Below are 14,355 nucleotides of genomic sequence, written 5' to 3' on the forward strand. Positions count from 1 at the left end.
TTCAAAACCAGGAACCAGAAACCAGCAACCAGGAACCAGAACAAGGCAAGGCCTTAGCAACCAAAATCGCCGCTAAAACTCCGCCACTTTCTGAAGAAGATGCTGCACATTTAGCTGAATTTAATTTTTGATTTCAGGTTTCACAGTTTCTGCACGTATCTTCGCGCAAAAATTCAGAAGAGGTATGCCTGTCAGAAGCGTCAAATCTTTATTGGTAGCGGTTTTTAGCTTTTTTATCTTGTTGTCTTCCAACGGTTTATTGGCCCAAAGCCATGAACCACGAACTGAAGAAACCCAGTTTGAAATGGGAAACGAAGACAGCGAAGCGCATGCTGCCGATCCTAAAAACTTTGATGCCGCTGAAGTTATCATGGAACACATCATGGATAATCATGAGTTTCATTTCGCTGATGTAAATGGTCATGCTATTTCAATCCCACTTCCTGTTATTCTTTATTCTCCTCAGCGTGGTTTGGATGTTTTCATGTCTTCAAAATTTGAGCATGGACATGCGAACTACAAGGGTTATAAAATGGAGCACGACCACATCATTCCAATAACTGAAAGTGGAGCTGTGGACGAAACCGTAAAGGTTTACGACCTTTCGCTTACACGTAACGTAGTTCAGATGTTTATAGCCTTATTCTTATTGGTAATACTAATGGTGAATGTGGCTAAGAAATACCGCCGCAATGGTGCTAATGTTGCGCCAAGTGGTTTTCAAAATGCGGTTGAGCCTGTTATCACTTTTGTACGTGACGAAGTAGGTAAGCCAAACCTTGGCCACAAGTACGAGAAGTACATGCCTTACCTGTTGACCATTTTCTTCTTTATCCTGATCAATAACTTATTTGGACTGATACCAGGATTTGCCAACGTAACAGGTAACATCTCTTTTACATTGGTACTGGCTGTTATCTCTCTTATTGTCATCTTATTTAGCACCAACAGTCATTTCTGGGGCCACATCTTCTGGCCTCCAGGCGTGCCTTTCCTGGTTAAGCTGATCCTGATACCGGTAGAATTCCTGGGTATTTTCATTAAGCCAGCGGCATTGATGATACGTCTTTTTGCCAACATGGTAGCAGGTCACATTGTAATCATCTGTTTCATTTCGTTGATCTTCATCTTTGGTGCAATGAATACAGTTGCCGGCATCGGTTTTTCACCCGTATCAATGGCATTCACCGTATTTATTTACGTAATTGAGATCCTGGTTGCATTTATCCAGGCCTTCATCTTCACCAATCTTACTGCGGTATTTATTGGCCAGGCATTTGAAACTGGTCATGGACACGAAGAAGGACATGGTAACGCGGTAGCACATGGCGATCCACATCCTACAGCAGAAGGAAAAGAAAAAGAATTCGCATTATAAATTTTTCATCATAAACAAAAACAAACAGTATGTCATTAATGAACATTATGTTGGAAATCGGACCTACATCTCTTTCTCACCTGGGTGGAGCATTAGGTGCTGGTTTAGCAGCAATCGGAGCTGGTATGGGTATCGGTCAAATTGGTCGTGGTGCAGTTGAAAGCATCGCTCGTCAGCCAGAAGCAGCTAACGACATTCGTGCAAACATGATCCTGACTGCTGCGTTCATCGAGGGTGTTGCCCTTTTCGCAGTTATCGCAGGTATCCTTGCTGTACTTAAGTAATCTTAGTGCTTTGCACCAACTTATTACTGCATCCAAAGCACAGGGCGGAGGATGCAGTAATTCTTAAAAAAGTAAAAGTCAAAAGTAAAAAGTCAAAATTGGGACGTTCTTGTTTTTGACTTTTGAATTATAAATTTTGAATTAACTATGGAACTGTTATTACCTGGATTAGGTTTAATTTTCTGGACACTGGTTGCTTTCATCATTGTGTTCGTTATCCTTCGCAAGTTTGCATGGAAGCCGATCCTTAGCTCATTAAAAGAAAGAGAGACTGGTATAGCTGAGTCTTTGGCTACTGCAGAAAGAGTAAAGGCTGAAATGGCCCTGATGAAAAGCGAGAATGAGGCTATGATGGCACAGGCTCGCGAAGAAAGAGCGCGCATGGTGAAAGAAGCAAAGGAAGCCAGCGACAAAATGATTGCTGAGGCAAAAGAAAAAGCAAAAGCTGAATACGATCGTATTGTTGCCGATGCACAGATTGCTATACAACAACAAAAAAATGCTGCACTTACCGAGGTGAAAAACCAGGTAGGTAAGCTGGTGATAGAAGTGAGCGAGAAGGTTCTTCGTCGTGAACTTGCTAACAAAGCAGAGCAGGAGAATTATATAAAAGGATTGGCAGAGACGGTGAAACTCAACTAATTTGAAAATGCAGGAATTTGAAAATTTGAAAATGCTTTCAAGTTCCATGTTTCAAAGCGGTGAGAAGATTTATAACAATTGAGCTTAACTGGTTTTGTTTCAAATTAGCTCATTTTCAAATTTTCAAATTAAATCATGCTTAACCCACGTTTAGCCGGCAGGTATGCAAAGAGTTTGATAGACCTGGCGGTTGAAAGAAATCAACTGGAGCAGGTGCATACTGATATGCAGTATATGCGTGCTCTTATAAAAGGTAGCAAGGAGTTTGCTGCCTTGCTAAGAAGCCCTGTAGTGCCGGTAGATACTAAAACCAAAGCAATAGGTGCGGTTACCAAAGGAAAACTGTCTGACCTTAGTACTGCTTTCATCAACCTGTTGGTAAGTAAGAACAGGGAATACTACCTGGTAGATATAGTTGAAGCTGCGGTTGATCAATACAATGCTTTGAAAGGAATTCACAGGGTGAAGCTGACTACAGCTGTGCCTGTGAGCGAGGATGTAAAAAAATCGATCATTAGCAAGATAAAACGCGACACCAACTTGCAGGATATAGAATTAGAAACTTCTGTAAAAGAAGAGCTGATTGGTGGTTTTGTACTTGAGTTCAATAACAACCTGGTAGATGCCAGTATCGTTCGCGACCTGCGTGATGTAAAGAAGCAGTTTGAACAGAATGCATTTGTGCAGCAGATCAGGTAAAAAGGTTTCTTGTTACTGGTTTCTGGTTAAACGTACAGATGCCAAAAGCAAGACATCAATAAAGAATTTGAACAAGACTTGGAAACGGTGAATAACCAGGAACAAGAAACTAGAAACAACAAACAATAATTAAAAATTCATAATCATGGTTGACATTAAGCCAGATGAAATATCAGCGATACTGAGGCAACAGCTGAGTAATTTTAATGCCTCTGCTGACCTGGAAGAGGTTGGTACTGTATTGCAGGTGGGTGATGGTATTGCCCGTATATATGGATTGAACAATGTAAGAAGCGGTGAACTGGTAGAGTTTGAAAGCGGGGTGAAGGCGATTGCATTGAACCTTGAAGAAGATAATGTGGGTGTGGTATTCCTGGGTGAACAAGGTTTGGTAAAAGAAGGTGCTACTGTACGTCGTACCGGTAAGATCGCATCTATAAAAGTAGGTGACGGTGTGGTAGGTCGCGTTATCAATATGCTGGGTGAACCAATAGACGGTAAAGGCCCTATTCAAGGCGAACTATACGAGATGCCACTGGAGCGTAAGGCGCCAGGTGTAATCTTCCGTGAGCCGGTTAAAGAACCACTTCAAACAGGTATCAAAGCAATTGATGCAATGATCCCGGTTGGTCGTGGACAGCGTGAGCTTGTGATCGGTGACCGCCAGACTGGTAAATCTGCCATCTGCGTTGATACCATCATCAACCAAAAAGAATTCTACGAAGCAGGCAAACCTGTTTACTGTATATATGTAGCAATTGGTCAGAAAGCTTCAACCATTGCGGGTGTAATGAAGGTATTGGAAGAGAACGGTGCAATGGCTTATACTACCATTGTTGCAGCTTCTGCTTCTGATCCAGCTCCTCAGCAGTTCTACGCTCCATTTGCGGGTGCTGCTATCGGTGAATTCTTCCGCGATACAGGTCGCCCTGCTTTGATTGTTTATGATGATCTTTCTAAGCAAGCTGTAGCTTACCGCGAGGTGTCATTGTTGCTTCGTCGTCCGCCAGGCCGTGAGGCTTATCCTGGTGACGTATTCTATCTTCACAGCCGCTTGCTTGAGCGCGCCGCAAAAGTGATAGCTAAAGATGAGATCGCCCAGAAGATGAACGATTTGCCAGAAAGTATCCGTCACCTGGTAAAAGGTGGTGGTAGCTTAACTGCACTTCCAATCATTGAAACACAAGCTGGTGACGTATCTGCATATATTCCAACCAACGTGATCTCGATCACCGATGGTCAGATCTTCCTCGAAGGTAACCTGTTCAACGCAGGTATCCGCCCGGCGATCAACGTAGGTATTTCTGTAAGCCGTGTGGGTGGTAACGCACAGATCAAATCAATGAAGAAGGTGGCTGGTACATTGAAACTTGACCAGGCGCTTTACCGCGAGATGGAAGCCTTCTCTAAGTTTGGTGGTGACCTTGACCCTGCAACTAAGCTTGTATTGGACAAAGGTGCTCGTAACGTGGAAATTCTGAAGCAGCTGCAATACTCTCCAATGCCGGTAGAAAAGCAGGTTGCTATCATCTATCTTGGTACACAAGGTTTATTGCGCGATGTTCCTGTAAAGAGAGTGAAAGAATTTGAAGAGCATTTCCTAACCGAAATGGAGAACAGGCATCCTGAGATCCTTGCAGATTTCAAGAAAGGAAATCTTCCAGAGCAGGGATTGAACAAGATGGTTGAACTAGCAAGAGGATTGATGAGTACTTATAAGTAAGTTGATCGGTTGGTCAGTTGACCAGTTGATAAAGCATACAAGCGGCTTCGAGATATCGGAGCCGCTTTTGTTTTGCACATATTTTTTGTTACCAGCCGTAGTACTTCTATTAAGCAGTTGTTGCGTCGCACACTGCAGCGGTAGTAGTTGCTTGAGGATTTTTTTTGAAAGACCAATGAGGATTGAAAAAAATGTACTAAAGAAATTAATAAAAAATTATTGTTTATCGATAAATAAGTTATGTTTGCCAAAACTTGCTTATGAAGTTCTTCAAATCCTACTATTTTATCTTTAAACTCTCGTTATGGGGAGCTATCATCTGCTGTCCCATCTTTATTGTGATGGCGCTTATTGATAGTTCATCTATAAGTATTCCTGTTCGCCCACCTTATAATGCAGAGAACGCAACAACTTTAGCAGCATATTCTACAGCCACGGTTTATGCCTTAGGTAAATTAGAGATCCATCAGCCCTCTCTTTTGCAACGTATAGTATTTCCTAACTTCTTATCGATCTTCGATGTGTTCAGGATTCTATTCTGGCTTTTTCTCTCTATTCCACTACTGCTGTTAGTTAACACTATTGATAAAAATTCAGCCTTTAGAGACAATGCAGCCAGGTATTTAAGAATGACTGGTTTTATAATGATCCTCTTCTTTATTCTAGAGCCTGTGAGAAATGCTTATCTAAATCAAGAAGTGTTGGCTCTTACTGAAAAACGTTTTCGTCTTCTTCATGATTTTGGTTTTGATAATCAATTAAAGCTGTGGATTGGGCTGCTTGCTATTTGGTTTTCCCGCTCCTATAAAAAAGCTACACAATTACAAGCCGAACAAGACCTGACTGTTTAACCCAAAAAATTATTGTATGTCTATTTTAAAAACCATTTTGGGTGATTTTGTAAAATCAGAACCACCCACAGCAGGTGCTATCAGAACACAAGGAATAGCTTTTCTTTTTGTAGGTATTTGTTGTTTTAGTTGGTTCCTTCTTGAAACGTTTATAACCGGAGGAGATGTAATTCCATTTGATAAAGTACAGGCTAATAACATTGAACTTCCAAAGCCTGTTTCTATTGAAACTTCGGTTGGAAACTTTGGATACAGCGAGCAACCTGTTCTTCTATATAAGACGAAGTCCTTTTTGGATAGGCTGATCTTCAATTCTATTGGACCTTTCAACATCATTGACTTTCTCTTCATTCTATATGTTGGGATTATCCTATTCAAAGCTTTAAGAAAAGTAGAGGAGGATAATATCTTCAGGATAAGGATCAGTAAAGCCTATAGAGATGTAGGAAAAGGCTGCTTTTTCGTGTGGTTAATGCACATGCTTTATTCATCTATCATTTTCAGAAAACATTTTGAATATAGAATGGGCGATGAATTCTATCTTCTTCGTGATCATAGCATTCCTTTGTTTTTCTTGTATCCAGTATTTGGGGGCATCTTTCTCTCGTTTGTTTATTTCATGAACAAGGGAGAAGATTTGCAGCAGGATAATGATCTTACCATATAACCTATGCCCATAGTAGTAAACCTTGATGTAATGCTGGCTCGCCGCAAAATGAGTCTGACTGAACTGAGCGAACGGGTAGGTATCACTATGGCCAACCTTAGTATTTTAAAAACTGGCAAAGCAAAGGCCATCCGATTCTCTACACTGGAAGATATATGCAAAGTGCTGGAGTGCCAGCCTGCTGATCTGTTAGAATATATGGATGATATGGCCTACAAGAAATTGATGAGATAGTGTTATAACCGTGTAACTTGTGCCGTTAGTGTTCTGCGTATATGATTTATACTTCTTCTAAGATTCTACTGATGATATATTATTGAATATATTCAACATCTAAAAAACGTACGTTATGAGAAAGATCTTTTTACTCGCAGTTTTAGCATTTTCTATCAGCTTTACTTATGCCCAGGCACAACAGGAAAAAACAAGTCACTATAAGGCAGCCGAAGACCTGATGATGGCTATGAATATGCCGCAGAATGTAGATGCTACCATTCCGCAAATGGTCGAGCTGCAGATACAAGGCAATCCAATGATGGCCAGTAAAAAAGATGCTTTCACTGCTTTTATGATGAAGCATGTGAGCTGGCAAGCCATCGGAGATGAAATGACCAAGATCTATATGCAGGAATTTTCTGAAGCTGATCTGAAGGCTCTTGCGGTTTTTTATAAAACAGACCTTGGAAAGAAACTGGCAGCTAGTCATAATGCACTTACCATGAAGGGCAGTCACCTCGGACAAAGAAAGGTGCAGGAAAATATGGCTGAACTGATGCAGGTTCTACAATAACTTTTACAATATTTGTATCAATGAAAGCGGCTCCAATCGGGGCCGCTTTTTATTTACAATCAAGTAATAGCGGCGAGGGGGATAGTGCAAGCGCCCTTCTTACCTTTACATCTAAACTCGTTTTTATGCGCCGTTTGTTCTTGCCTGCCATCTTTTTTGTTATTGCTATTTCCGGTTTTAGCCAGGATCATCTAAATGTGATGTCCTTTAACATCCGCCTTACGTTGCCACAAGACAGCCTGAACAACTGGCCCTACCGTAAGGATAAAGTGACCAGCCAAATTCTATTTCATGATGCGCATATATTGGGTGTGCAGGAAGCATTGCCGGGGCAAATGACGGACCTGCAACAAGGATTGAAGACATACAAACCTGTGGGAGAATCCAGGGAAGGTGGATATAGTAAGGGCGAACTATCCGCCATTTTCGTAGATACTACAAGGCTGAAGGTTTTAGATTCCGCTACCTTTTGGTTAAGTGAAAATCCTACAGTAATAGGTGTGAAAGGTTGGGATGCAGCATTGCCTAGGGTTGTAACATGGGTAAAACTGCGTGACAAAAAAACAAGGAAGACCTTTTACTTTTTTAATACACATTTCGACCACATAGGTAAAGTGGCCAGGCGCGAAAGTGCCCGCTTATTAAGATCTAAAGTATCGGAAATAGCAGGAAATTCTCCTGTTATCATTACCGGTGATTTTAACGCCACACCAGTTGATGAGCCTATACAATTACTTACTGATATGGCACATCCCGATCGCTTTACCGATGCGCGTCACATTTCTCAAACACCTCACTACGGCCCTACGTGGACCTTTAACGGCTTTAGAAAAGCACCTACTTCTGGCAATCTCCTTGATTACATTTTTGTACGTAACAATGTTTCTGTACTAAAACATGCCTACCTATCCCAAACCTGGGACAGCCGGTTTGCTTCTGATCATTTTGCTGTGTTTGCACGGGTAGCTATCAAGTAGGTTTTTCTTATCCTTCACAGACTTTCATGGGTCTGTACCAGCCATCACTTCATCCGGATCCAATCATCGTTTAAGAGCAGGCTCCTGTTTACATAGAAAATATTTTATTTCATAGTTTGGTTTATAAAATAAACTAGTCTATGTTTGTTCTACAAAACTACAGCGATGAAAAGGCTTTTAATTCTCTTTTGGTTTATTCTGTTAAGTGCAGGCGTAAATGCGCAGGTAGAAATTTCAGGATGGGTGAAAGATGCAAAAGGAAAGGGAATTGCCGGAGCCAGCATTTCCATAAAAGACAGTTACGACGGCGCTACTTCTGACTCTACCGGTAACTATCGCTTTACCACCTCAGAAAAAGGAGCGGTGCAGCTTGTGATTACCTGTATAGGTTATAAAGAGCTGGAGCAACAGCTAGAGATTGGTACAGATAACCTGGCGCTGGAAACAACACTAAAGGAGAAACTGGATGAACTAAAGGCTGTGATGGTGACCGCAGGCAGCTTTGAAGCAGGTGATCGTAAAAGAGCTGCAACTGTTCTTAACTCCATTGATGTAGCTACTGTAGGTGGAGCAAATGCTGATATAACTGCTGCAGTAAAAACACTTCCGGGCGCACAGCAGGTGGGCGAACAGGAAGGGCTGTTTGTGCGTGGTGGTGCCGGCTACGAGACCAAGCAGATCATTGATGGTACTGTTGTGAACAATCCGTTTTTTACTAGCGTGCCTGACATTGCTTCACGTGGTCGCTTTTCACCTTTTCTATTCAAAGGAAATGTATTTAGCACAGGCGGTTATTCTGCTTTGTATGGCCAGGCGCTATCGTCGGTGTTGATCTTAGAAAGCATTGATATGCCGGAGCAGTCGCAGGCAAGTGCTTCTTTATCTACAGTATTCCTGGGTGCAGGTTTTCAACAACTGGCAAAGAACAAAAAATCTTCATGGGGCGTAAACTATGGCTATACCAACCTGCAGCCTTACTTCGAAGTGGTAAAACAAAAGCCGGATTATTTCGCCGTTCCCGAGTTCCATAGCGGCGATGCCAACTTTCGCATTAAGACCAAAGGCGGCATCATAAAATACTACACCACTTTTTCTACCAATAAATTGGGCTTACGCCGACCAAACATTGACAGCACCATATTGAAAGATGCTTTCGCTTTAGAAAATTTGAACTGGTACAACAACCTGAGCTGGAGAGAAAACCTGGGAAATGGCTGGAAGCTGAATAGTGGCTTTAGCTACAGTACAAATGTTGACAAACTAGATCAGCAAGTGCAGGATCAAATGAATAAACCATTATCAACAGGAATTGGATTTATTGATGCAAAAACCTTTGAATTACAAAATAGAAATGACCTGGCACAAGCGCGTGCTGTGCTGGAAAAACGGCTGATAGGAATAAGCACCATTCGCTTTGGTGGCGAGTATTGGTATGGCTTTCAAAAGAGCAAATACAATGGTTACAATACCATGTTGCAAGATCATTTTACAGCTGCATTTGCAGAAACGGATATTCATTTTACGAATAACCTGGCAGCCAAAGCTGGTGTACGATATGAATATTCTTCGATCATCAGCAGGTCAAATTTTGCACCGCGTCTTTCACTGGCTTATAAGACAGGTAAAGATGCCCAGATGAGTTTTGCGTATGGAACTTTTTACCAAAAGCCAGAGAATATGCAACTAATGACTACTACAGATCTTGGTTACACGAAGGCGGTTCATTATTTGGCGAACTATATTAAGTCTACCAATACGCAAACATTCAGGGTTGAAGCTTTTTACAAGGATTACCAGGACCTTGTAAAGACGGCACCAACCTATAACAACAATGGGAAAGGTTTTGCTAAGGGTATTGAATTATTCTGGAGAGATAAGAAGACGGTGAAAAACCTGGACTACTGGATCAGCTATTCCTACCTGGACACCAAGCGCGACTTCCTGAATTATCCTACACAACTTCAGCCAACTTTTGCTACACCGCATACTGCTAATCTTGTTACCAAGCGCTTTGTTACGCAGTGGAAGACCGGCTTCAACTTTACTTATACTTATGCTACAGGCAGGCCTTATTACAACTTTCAACTAAACAGGGCAGAAGGTAAATATGCAATAGCAGATAGGGGCGAAACTAAAGATTATCACAACCTCGGCTTTAGCCTGAACTACCTGCCGAACCTTGGTAAGAAGGATGCTAAAACTTTCATGGTACTGGTAGCAAGTGTAACCAATGTACTGAACCAGGACCAGGTATTCGGCTACAATTATTCGTACAATGGTATGCGGAAAGAAGCCATCACTCCCCCTGCTAAACAGTTCTTCTTTGTCGGCTTATTCCTAAGCTGGGGAGTGGATAGAACACAGGATGCTATTAATGGAAATCTGTAGGATGTCTGATGTCGGATTTCTGATTTTGAAATTGAGGGATTTTGAGATTTAGGAGAAGCAGGATGTCTGATGTCGGATCTGGTGATGTCGGATTTCTGATTTAGAGATTGAGGGATTTTGAGATTTAGGAGAAGCAGGATGTCTGATATCGGATGTGATGATGTCGGATTTCTGATTTGAAATTGAGGGATTTTGAGATTGAGAAACACATCAGCAACAAGGAACCAGAAACTAGAAACCAGAAACCAGAAACCAGGAACCAAAAACTAGAAACCACAAACCACAAACAAAACTTTCACCATATGGAAACAACAACGAAACAAACAACCTCGGCTAATCATGCTGATGATCTGCGAAGGGATGATGTGCTATGGCAGATGGCTAAACGTAGAGCTGGTTTTAAGTACAGCCTGCTGGCCTACATCTTTGTGAACCTGTTCCTAATCGCAACCTGGTATTTTACCAGTGGAAGCCATTCTTATTTCTGGCCTGTCTGGCCTATGCTTGGGTGGGGTATCGGCCTTGCCTTCCAATATTTCGGTGCGTATCATGGTGACAATGTTTTCTCTGCTGAAAAGGAATATGAGAAGATGAAGAGGTCAAATGAAAAATGAAAAATTGAAAATTAAAAGTTGATGCTACTCGCCCAGTCCCAATTCACATTTATAATTCATAAATCATAGCTCATAATTAAAAATAATAACTCATGAAACAATTACTTTTTGTAACGCTTGTTACTTTCAGCTCTCTCTTTTCTATTGCCCAAAGTGAAAAATATGTAGGCGCCATGAAAGCGAATATTGATAAACTATATGCTGCGCAAACACCCGAGGAATACAAAGCAGTAGCTGCAGCTTTTGAACGCATAGCCGATGCAGAAAAGAACCAATGGCTGCCTTATTATTATGCATCGCTGGCGCATGTATGGCGCGGCTTCAGAGACCAGTCAGCCAACAAAGATGAAGTAGCGGCTAAAGCGTCATCATTATTGACTAAAGCAGAAGCTCTGGAAACAAATGCTGAAACAGCTATTGTAAAAAACATGATAGCAACCATTCAGATGTTGGTAGATCCTATGACACGGTTCCAGACTTATGGTATGGAAGCAAATAAAGCATTGGTAACAGCTAAGAAACTAGATCCTGAAAATCCGCGCATTTATTACTTGGAAGGACAATCTTTAATGGGCACTCCTGCGCAGTTCGGTGGTGGTAAGGACAAAGCCAAACCTGTGTTTCAGAAATCAGTTCAGTTGTACGAAACTTTCAAACCTGCTTCTGAACTGCATCCATCATGGGGTAAGAAGAATGCTGAAAAACTGCTGGAGCAATGCAACTAATGTGTATAAAAAACCAGGCTCTGGCTTTACAGCCTCAGCTATTTTTACAAATCAACCGCGCCTATGCAAAAGAATGAAAATGCCATGCATCCTGCTGATAGCCTGCAACTGATCGAAAGCATGATCAATAGAGCTAAGAACAACTTTAGCGATAATGGGCATCTTTATCTTATCTGGGGTTGGGTAGTGCTTTTGTGCAGTGTCAGCCATTTTGTTTTATGGAAATTTTTTGGGTTTCGCAATGCCCCGGTTGTATGGCTGCTTACGTGGGTAATGGCAATTTACCAGGCCATTTACCTGAAGCGCAACAAAAGGAAGGAAGTAGTAAGAACATACACTGACGATATTATAGGCTATGTATGGATCGCTTTCATCGCAAGTATGTTCATTGCAGGATTTGCGTTGGTGCATGAACTGGGTTCGCAATACTACAGGTTGATCGCTCCTGTAATTCTTGTTCTTTATGGTATACCTACATTCCTCTCTGGCATTATCCTCAAGTTTCGTCCATTGATCATTGGAGGGATTTGTTGTTGGTTGTTATCAATTATTTCTAATTATATACCACATGAATACCAGGTACTCATGTTTGGAATAGCAATGATAACAGCATGGATCATTCCTGGTTATGCACTTCAATCAAAATTCAAAAGACAGCATTCATGAAAAATGATGTAGAACCATTAAGCGGGCAGGATAGTTTGCTCATCATTCAGCAGATGATAGACACCGCCAAGCGCGAACAAAAAGATGATGGAATGGGATGGATCATCTGGGGTTGGCTGTTGTTTATTTCATCTATTGGTACTGTCATCAACCTCCAATACCAGTGGTTGTCAACTTTCTTTTTTTGGAATGCATTTGGCTTCATCGTCATCCTGCTCGCCATCTATGAAACTTTCAAGAATTTTGTACTGAAGCAAAAAGTAAAAGTAAGAACGTATACCAAAGACATTTTCAAGAAATTGAACATTGGCTTTTTTGTCTGCTTAATGTTTATCATCATCAGTATGAATATTGGCATTAGCCCAAGCAAAGGCTTCCCGCTGCTGATGAACCTTTATGGCTTTTGGATACTGATATACGGAGCCTTGCTGAACTTCAAACCTTCTATGGTTGGAGCTTTTGCAATGTGGGCGCTGGCTTTTGTTGCACTATTCATTCCTAGAATAATTACAGGTACGCATGACGAAGGTGTTACGCATTTTTCGTGGGTAATGATTTTGCATGGAGCAGGTGTATTATTTGGTTATATCATTCCAGGACACATAGCTAATATGGAATTCAAGAAAGTAGCAGCCAGGAATTCAAGAAAGGAGCATACAGGTGTTTAATGAATTAGATCCCATATTACATTCCCAGTTACGCCTGGCAGTGATGAGTTTGCTGATCAGTGTGAAAGAAGCAGAATTCACTTTTATTAAAGAGAAAACCAATGCTACTGCTGGTAACTTAAGTGTGCAGGTGCAGAAGCTTAAAGAAGCTGGTTATATAGATGTGACCAAACAGTTTAAAGACAATTACCCGCAAACCACTTGTAAGATCACCCAGAAAGGAGTGGCAGCCTTTGAAGCATATGTAAAGGCGTTGCAGGGATATTTGAATATAGGTAAGTAATGAAAATTAGAGTGGCTCACTCTTTAAGAGTGAGCCACTCTAGCTATTGCTCATAATAATATTTACTCTGCACTTCATGGGTTTTAATAAAGCCTTCTCTTCCTCCAAACCAATTCAGAACCTCTGCGCATCACAAAGAAACAGGACCTTCAGAAAGAACTAGCGTGATGGCTTGAAGTATATCATTCTAAAGAAGTCAACTTCCGGTTTCCTAATTTGGAAACATTATTTACCTTTGGCAAAAGTTAACTGTGCGCTATTTTGAAACAAGATTTCTAGAAGAGGCGAACAAGTTTTTAGCCACCCTTGACAGGAAGTCGGCTGCAAAAGTCATTTACAATATAGATCTGGCTGAGCAGACAAACGATCCGAGACTGTTTAAAAAGTTGCAGGAAGAGATCTGGGAGTTCAGAACCAGGTATGCCGGCAAACAGATACGGCTGCTTGCTTTTTGGGACAAGATTGATAACAAAGAAACGCTTGTTATAGCGACACATGGTTTTATTAAGAAGGTAGACAAAGTGCCTGCTAAAGAAATTGAAAGGGCAGAAAAGCTTCGAAAAAAATACTTTGAAGAGAAAATTAAAGATTAAGCATAATGGCAAAGTCAAAAATAAAAACCTATTCCCTTGCCGAGATGAAGGACAAATACATAGGCAAAGAGGGAACAAAGGAGAGAGAAAAGTACGATTATAAACTGCGCATGGATGTACTGGGTCACATGATCAAAAAAGCGAGGCAGGAGCGCAATCTGACGCAGGAGCAATTGGGTGAATTGGTGGGTGTTCAGAAAGCGCAGATTTCTAAGTTAGAGAGCAGTGCGAACAGTGCAACTATTGATACCATTTTAAAAGTATTCAAAGCACTTAAAGCAGACATTCATTTTAATGTAACTATAGAAAACAAACACTTACAACTCTCTTAAAAAATTTTAGGAGCAGATGCAAGAGGCGCTCCATAAAGTGGCTCACTCTTCAAGAGTGAACCACTTTATCCATTG

At 41.2% G+C, this 14,355-nt stretch carries 18 protein-coding genes; all 18 read left to right on the forward strand.

What is annotated here, in order from left to right:
* The first annotated feature begins 304 nt into the window (after positions 1-304).
* The 18 genes from atpB (at position 305) to J4N22_RS02585 (ending at position 14,280) form a co-directional block, all read left to right on the forward strand.
* On the forward strand, positions 305-1,378 hold the full coding sequence (atpB, locus tag J4N22_RS02500) for a F0F1 ATP synthase subunit A (protein ID WP_242692024.1): 1,074 nt from the start codon (positions 305-307) through the stop codon (positions 1,376-1,378).
* Positions 1,379-1,416: 38 nt separating this feature from the next.
* Positions 1,417-1,662 carry an ATP synthase F0 subunit C gene (gene atpE, locus J4N22_RS02505; protein ID WP_242692025.1) on the forward strand — a complete coding sequence of 82 codons (246 nt, stop codon included), beginning with the start codon at positions 1,417-1,419 and terminating at the stop codon, positions 1,660-1,662.
* Between the two features lie 147 nt (positions 1,663-1,809).
* Complete coding sequence (gene atpF, locus J4N22_RS02510) at positions 1,810-2,304, forward strand: F0F1 ATP synthase subunit B (RefSeq protein ID WP_207492135.1); 495 nt, start codon at positions 1,810-1,812, stop codon at positions 2,302-2,304.
* Positions 2,305-2,439: 135 nt separating this feature from the next.
* Positions 2,440-3,003 carry an ATP synthase F1 subunit delta gene (gene atpH / locus J4N22_RS02515; protein WP_207492136.1) on the forward strand — a complete coding sequence of 188 codons (564 nt, stop codon included), beginning with the start codon at positions 2,440-2,442 and terminating at the stop codon, positions 3,001-3,003.
* A gap of 145 nt (positions 3,004-3,148) precedes the next feature.
* A complete protein-coding gene (gene atpA, locus J4N22_RS02520) occupies positions 3,149-4,726 on the forward strand; it encodes a F0F1 ATP synthase subunit alpha (RefSeq protein ID WP_207492137.1) in 1,578 nt (525 codons plus the stop codon).
* Between the two features lie 260 nt (positions 4,727-4,986).
* Complete coding sequence (locus J4N22_RS02525) at positions 4,987-5,577, forward strand: DUF2975 domain-containing protein (RefSeq protein WP_207492138.1); 591 nt, start codon at positions 4,987-4,989, stop codon at positions 5,575-5,577.
* 16 nt (positions 5,578-5,593) lie between these two features.
* Complete coding sequence (locus J4N22_RS02530; protein ID WP_207492139.1) at positions 5,594-6,244, forward strand: hypothetical protein; 651 nt, start codon at positions 5,594-5,596, stop codon at positions 6,242-6,244.
* Between the two features lie 3 nt (positions 6,245-6,247).
* Complete coding sequence (locus J4N22_RS02535; protein ID WP_207492140.1) at positions 6,248-6,478, forward strand: helix-turn-helix domain-containing protein; 231 nt, start codon at positions 6,248-6,250, stop codon at positions 6,476-6,478.
* 115 nt (positions 6,479-6,593) lie between these two features.
* Positions 6,594-7,034, forward strand: a complete 441-nt coding sequence (locus J4N22_RS02540) for a DUF2059 domain-containing protein (protein WP_207492141.1) — start codon at positions 6,594-6,596, stop codon at positions 7,032-7,034.
* Between the two features lie 125 nt (positions 7,035-7,159).
* Positions 7,160-8,011 (forward strand): endonuclease/exonuclease/phosphatase family protein, encoded by an 852-nt coding sequence (locus J4N22_RS02545; protein WP_207492142.1) that lies wholly within the window; start codon positions 7,160-7,162, stop codon positions 8,009-8,011.
* A gap of 165 nt (positions 8,012-8,176) precedes the next feature.
* Positions 8,177-10,399 (forward strand): TonB-dependent receptor, encoded by a 2,223-nt coding sequence (locus J4N22_RS02550; protein ID WP_207492143.1) that lies wholly within the window; start codon positions 8,177-8,179, stop codon positions 10,397-10,399.
* A gap of 302 nt (positions 10,400-10,701) precedes the next feature.
* The gene (locus J4N22_RS02555; protein WP_207492144.1) at positions 10,702-11,013 is read left to right on the forward strand and encodes a 2TM domain-containing protein; all 312 of its coding nucleotides are present in this window, start codon (positions 10,702-10,704) and stop codon (positions 11,011-11,013) included.
* A 92-nt stretch (positions 11,014-11,105) separates the two neighbouring features.
* Positions 11,106-11,738 (forward strand): hypothetical protein, encoded by a 633-nt coding sequence (locus tag J4N22_RS02560; RefSeq protein WP_207492145.1) that lies wholly within the window; start codon positions 11,106-11,108, stop codon positions 11,736-11,738.
* A 63-nt stretch (positions 11,739-11,801) separates the two neighbouring features.
* Entirely contained in the window at positions 11,802-12,404 is a 603-nt protein-coding gene (locus J4N22_RS02565; RefSeq protein WP_207492146.1) for a hypothetical protein, read from the forward strand.
* A complete protein-coding gene (locus J4N22_RS02570; RefSeq protein WP_207492147.1) occupies positions 12,401-13,072 on the forward strand; it encodes a hypothetical protein in 672 nt (223 codons plus the stop codon). The genes J4N22_RS02565 and J4N22_RS02570 overlap by 4 nt, the downstream gene beginning before the upstream one ends.
* Positions 13,065-13,355 carry a transcriptional regulator gene (locus tag J4N22_RS02575; protein ID WP_207492148.1) on the forward strand — a complete coding sequence of 97 codons (291 nt, stop codon included), beginning with the start codon at positions 13,065-13,067 and terminating at the stop codon, positions 13,353-13,355. Before J4N22_RS02570 ends, J4N22_RS02575 begins: the two co-directional genes overlap by 8 nt.
* A 251-nt stretch (positions 13,356-13,606) precedes the next feature.
* Entirely contained in the window at positions 13,607-13,948 is a 342-nt protein-coding gene (locus J4N22_RS02580) for a type II toxin-antitoxin system RelE/ParE family toxin (RefSeq protein ID WP_207492149.1), read from the forward strand.
* 5 nt (positions 13,949-13,953) lie between these two features.
* A complete protein-coding gene (locus tag J4N22_RS02585; protein WP_207492150.1) occupies positions 13,954-14,280 on the forward strand; it encodes a helix-turn-helix domain-containing protein in 327 nt (108 codons plus the stop codon).
* Positions 14,281-14,355 lie beyond the last annotated feature (75 nt).

The organism is Aridibaculum aurantiacum (assembly GCF_017355875.1).
Taxonomy (GTDB): Bacteria; Bacteroidota; Bacteroidia; order Chitinophagales; family Chitinophagaceae; genus Segetibacter; species Segetibacter aurantiacus.

Coding starts and splice junctions, on each gene's coding strand:
- atpB (WP_242692024.1), top strand. CDS start 305: ATGGGAAACGAAGACAGCGAAGCGCATGCTGCCGATCCTAAAAACTTT.
- atpE (WP_242692025.1), top strand. CDS start 1,417: ATGAACATTATGTTGGAAATCGGACCTACATCTCTTTCTCACCTGGGT.
- atpF (WP_207492135.1), top strand. CDS start 1,810: ATGGAACTGTTATTACCTGGATTAGGTTTAATTTTCTGGACACTGGTT.
- atpH (WP_207492136.1), top strand. CDS start 2,440: ATGCTTAACCCACGTTTAGCCGGCAGGTATGCAAAGAGTTTGATAGAC.
- atpA (WP_207492137.1), top strand. CDS start 3,149: ATGGTTGACATTAAGCCAGATGAAATATCAGCGATACTGAGGCAACAG.
- J4N22_RS02525 (WP_207492138.1), top strand. CDS start 4,987: ATGAAGTTCTTCAAATCCTACTATTTTATCTTTAAACTCTCGTTATGG.
- J4N22_RS02530 (WP_207492139.1), top strand. CDS start 5,594: ATGTCTATTTTAAAAACCATTTTGGGTGATTTTGTAAAATCAGAACCA.
- J4N22_RS02535 (WP_207492140.1), top strand. CDS start 6,248: ATGCCCATAGTAGTAAACCTTGATGTAATGCTGGCTCGCCGCAAAATG.
- J4N22_RS02540 (WP_207492141.1), top strand. CDS start 6,594: ATGAGAAAGATCTTTTTACTCGCAGTTTTAGCATTTTCTATCAGCTTT.
- J4N22_RS02545 (WP_207492142.1), top strand. CDS start 7,160: ATGCGCCGTTTGTTCTTGCCTGCCATCTTTTTTGTTATTGCTATTTCC.
- J4N22_RS02550 (WP_207492143.1), top strand. CDS start 8,177: ATGAAAAGGCTTTTAATTCTCTTTTGGTTTATTCTGTTAAGTGCAGGC.
- J4N22_RS02555 (WP_207492144.1), top strand. CDS start 10,702: ATGGAAACAACAACGAAACAAACAACCTCGGCTAATCATGCTGATGAT.
- J4N22_RS02560 (WP_207492145.1), top strand. CDS start 11,106: ATGAAACAATTACTTTTTGTAACGCTTGTTACTTTCAGCTCTCTCTTT.
- J4N22_RS02565 (WP_207492146.1), top strand. CDS start 11,802: ATGCAAAAGAATGAAAATGCCATGCATCCTGCTGATAGCCTGCAACTG.
- J4N22_RS02570 (WP_207492147.1), top strand. CDS start 12,401: ATGAAAAATGATGTAGAACCATTAAGCGGGCAGGATAGTTTGCTCATC.
- J4N22_RS02585 (WP_207492150.1), top strand. CDS start 13,954: ATGGCAAAGTCAAAAATAAAAACCTATTCCCTTGCCGAGATGAAGGAC.